This is a genomic window from Paenibacillus sp. P3E (genome assembly GCF_001909045.1).
Classification (GTDB): Bacteria; Bacillota; Bacilli; order Paenibacillales; family Paenibacillaceae; genus Paenibacillus_AQ; species Paenibacillus_AQ helianthi.
The window spans coordinates 1-3,470 of the sequence record NZ_LVWH01000067.1 but is presented as its reverse complement, the minus strand read 5'-3'; the positions used below and the strand labels follow the sequence as shown (position 1 = coordinate 3,470).

General features: G+C 41.6%; 5 protein-coding genes. All 5 read right to left on the bottom strand.

Annotated features, from left to right (window positions below; genetic code table 11):
- Positions 1-207 (bottom strand): pentapeptide repeat-containing protein (locus A3842_RS07650; RefSeq protein WP_143186198.1); only part of this gene is annotated, 207 nt, incomplete at its 3' end.
- A gap of 125 nt (positions 208-332) precedes the next feature.
- Positions 333-1,553 (bottom strand): hypothetical protein, encoded by a 1,221-nt coding sequence (locus tag A3842_RS07645; RefSeq protein WP_074100971.1) that lies wholly within the window; start codon positions 1,551-1,553, stop codon positions 333-335.
- A 142-nt stretch (positions 1,554-1,695) separates the two neighbouring features.
- Positions 1,696-1,827, bottom strand: coding sequence for a hypothetical protein (locus A3842_RS33250; RefSeq protein ID WP_256701576.1), 132 nt, complete (start codon positions 1,825-1,827; stop codon positions 1,696-1,698).
- A gap of 182 nt (positions 1,828-2,009) precedes the next feature.
- The gene (locus A3842_RS07640) at positions 2,010-2,261 is read right to left on the bottom strand and encodes a hypothetical protein (RefSeq protein WP_074100970.1); all 252 of its coding nucleotides are present in this window, start codon (positions 2,259-2,261) and stop codon (positions 2,010-2,012) included.
- A 6-nt stretch (positions 2,262-2,267) separates the two neighbouring features.
- The gene (locus tag A3842_RS33245) at positions 2,268-3,224 is read right to left on the bottom strand and encodes an HAD family hydrolase (RefSeq protein WP_256701575.1); all 957 of its coding nucleotides are present in this window, start codon (positions 3,222-3,224) and stop codon (positions 2,268-2,270) included.
- Positions 3,225-3,470: the final 246 nt, after the last annotated feature.

Here is a 3,470-nt window from a genome sequence, read left to right as displayed (position 1 = left end):
AGCTAATAATGATGTGTGAAAATCGATGTTTTCCAGTTTGAGATCATCAAAAGTACACTCTATTAAATATGCTTGTTCAAGTAATATATCGGATAAATCAAAACTTCTTAAGTCCACTTCATCTAACTTTAACATTTCGCCTTCTTTACCAATTGTCCCAACCCACTTTTTATGCAAATCAAACTTCCTATTAAGATTTCCTTCCATTTTCCCACCCCTTAAGGATACCATATTATTTTATCTGTTATTCCTTCTTCATCAATTGCTTTCTTGAGTTGTTCAATATGCTTAGGCTACGTTATTCCCATTATCAAATTCTTTTTGTAGCTTTTTCATACCTTGTTTGATAGTAAAGCACCCTTTTGGGGATTTGTTATAGGAACTCCATTGTCACCACTTGGGTATGATTCAAAGCTTTTCACGTCCCACTTTAAACCTGAAGAAGTATCAATAAACTCTGCTCCATTTTCTGCTTGAGGATCACGTATTAGCTTTCCTAATTGACCTCTTTCTTCTACTGCTAATCCAACTTCCCTTTCCCTTATATTTTTAGGTTCTATTTTCTCATTACTTGCTGGATCTCGAGCTAAGTCATCCAATTCCTTCTGAGTTCTACCGCTCGTATAATTTCCATCCTTATCATAAAGGTTAGGTTTGTTACCTTCATCCGTCCCCTCAGTACGAGTTTCCTCTATCTCCTTTGCTTTAGCTTCGATTTCCGCTTTGGTTCTTCCTGCTTCATCAACCTTTTCCACCTTGATATCCGGCAGCTTCTCATGCACAAACCGCATCGCACTGGCAGCCACTTTACTTCCTGCTGAAATCATTAGATCTCCCGCACCAGCAGTAACGGTATTGATTCCCACAGCCGCTATTCGCTCACCCAGGCTTTGCTTTCCATCATCCCTGAAATCATTGAACGCGTCCATCGCTTCGCCCACGGTCTCGCTAACCGCTCCAGCTACCATCGATCTTAATAAGGTTGGCGAAAATCTACCCACCGCTCCCCCGGTTTTTATTGCATTTAAATACTTTACAGGCAGACCTATACTGACCACCGTTCCCAGAAACTGCCCGGCCTTCTTCCCGTAAGGATTATCCGTCGGGTCAACATAGCCTGCCGGTTTCGGTCCCATGGTCCAATCCGTAATTGTCCCTGCCATCCCATACGATGCCGTATCGATTGCATTCACCAGGATATTACTTCCACCTTCTAGAATATTGGCAAGCGTCTGGTTTCCAACACCACTTCGCAGCAGACGGTTTTTGTCTGCCGCTTCCTTCTCCTGCTTTTCGTAATAAGCTTTGGTCTCTGCATAGATCCGGTCCTGCTCCTCTGTCGACAGGGTAGACCAATACGTCTCTTTCAGCCGTTTCATTACCTCAGGGTTGTCCCGGTTTAAAATCTCTTCATACGACACCTGCTTAGTCGGGTCAGACGGTCCTATCGTGGCCTGTGGCTTCATCAGCGCCAATTGCTGTTTCGCCCAATCCCCCTTCGTCCCTTCCATCCTCGACATCTGCAGCAGAAGTGAATATTCTTCCGTTTCCAACAGAGGCACACTGCTGGTCGTACTCGACGGATCGTAGTCACATGCCTTCAACGCCGGTTGCTTAAAGTAGGCACTACTCTACTTGTTCTAACCACTGCTTGATTTCACTTCTGACTTGAATGTCTGGACGTTCTGACCCATTTTACTCTGATGCTTGCTCACAAAATTCCCTTGATTGCCGATAGTAACTGTGTGTTTCTCCCATCAGTTGCTTGTATGCTGCTTGTGTGTGCATCAGTCCTACCTGTTTAACTTCCAGTTCTCGTTTTGCCATTCATTCAGCTCCTTAGCTTAATTTCTACACGCAGAAAAAGCTCTTTCCTACTCTATAGTTCAAGTTGGAAAGAACTTTTTTGAAAGTTTATCAAATATTTGAATTGTTTAGTGTTTGGTTAATTTGGTTTTATTGTATGATTTTGTTGTTGGAGTTATAGACAGGAAATTTCATATACTCTATTAAGATTCAATAGTTGTCCTCTCAACAAAGTTGTTATTTTCTTTAATAATCATTCTCGCCAGTCTTCTTCCAGCTCTTTTAAAAAAGAAATCATCAGCATAACTGTCAGAATCAATTGGAGAGAGTTGATTTATAACACCATTTTTTTTATCGTATTCAATTTTCCCCATTGTTTCTTCATTTGGTCCATAAAGGTATACAACTCTTTCCTCGTCCTCGTACTCCTTCAACATTATCACAAAAACTGCCATTAAATCTCACTCCTCATAATTCTTTTCCCAATCCCATGTTCTCCCTGATTCTATTGTTTTATCATGAGCTGTTCTATAATTAGTCTTAAATATACCTTCAAATTTCGATTCAAAAATTTCATGATGCAATAATTGTATATCAGAATCTACATACTTCCCATTCATTAATCTTTCCCAAGCTTGTGCTAGTTCATAGTCAGGATCAAACTTCCCAATACCATGATCTTTAATATGTGTGTAATTAAAAACATGATCTTTGATCCTTTGAACCATGCTAAGAGGAAAGCCAGTATTTTTTGCGATAGCTTCTACATCTCTCGTCCCTAAATTCCTGAATTTCTCATACATCTCCTCAGCAATTGCTTCTTCTTTAAAGAATTGCTCTGGGAGTATATTTCTCCCCCCAGATTCAGCATATTTTAAATCACCAGTTTGTCCCATCCCCTCAATACGGGTCTCCTCTATCTCCTTTGCTTTAGCTTCGATTTCCGCTTTGGTTTTTCCTGCTCCCTCAATCTTTTCCACCTTGATATCTGGCAGCTTCCCTCGCACAAACCTCATCGTACTGGCAGCCACTTTACTTCCTGCTGTAATCATTAGATCTCCCGCACCAGCAATAACGGTATTGAATCCAACAGTTGCTATGCGCTCACCCAAACTTTGCTTTCCATCATCCCTGAAATCATTGAACGCGTCCATCGCTTCGCCCACGGTCCCGCTGATGGCTACCGCTACCACTGACTTCATTAAGGTGGGGGAGAAGTTCCCCACTGCACCTGAGGTTTTTACACTGTTCAAATACTTCAACGGTAGGCCTATGCTGATGAGGTTCCCCGCCAATTGTCCTGCATTCTTTCCGTACGGATTATCGGTCGGGTCAACATCCCCTACCGGTTTCGGTCCCATGGTCCAATCCGTAATTGTCCCTGCCATTCCATACGATGCCGTATCAATTGCATTCACCAGGATATTGCTTCCGCCTTCGAGATATTGGCAAGCGTCTGGTTTCCGGCACCACTTCGCAACATCTACAAGAAGACGAAAATAACGAAAAACAGTTCAATCATGGTTGTATCTGACCATAATCGACCTGTTTCTTGTAACGGAATAGCGTTATTCAAGGTAAAAAATTAAAGCATTGATGTAAGTTCAAGTAATATGACAATCTTGTTGTTAGGGTTGTAAAGAAACTTATAAAAACTGTTACTC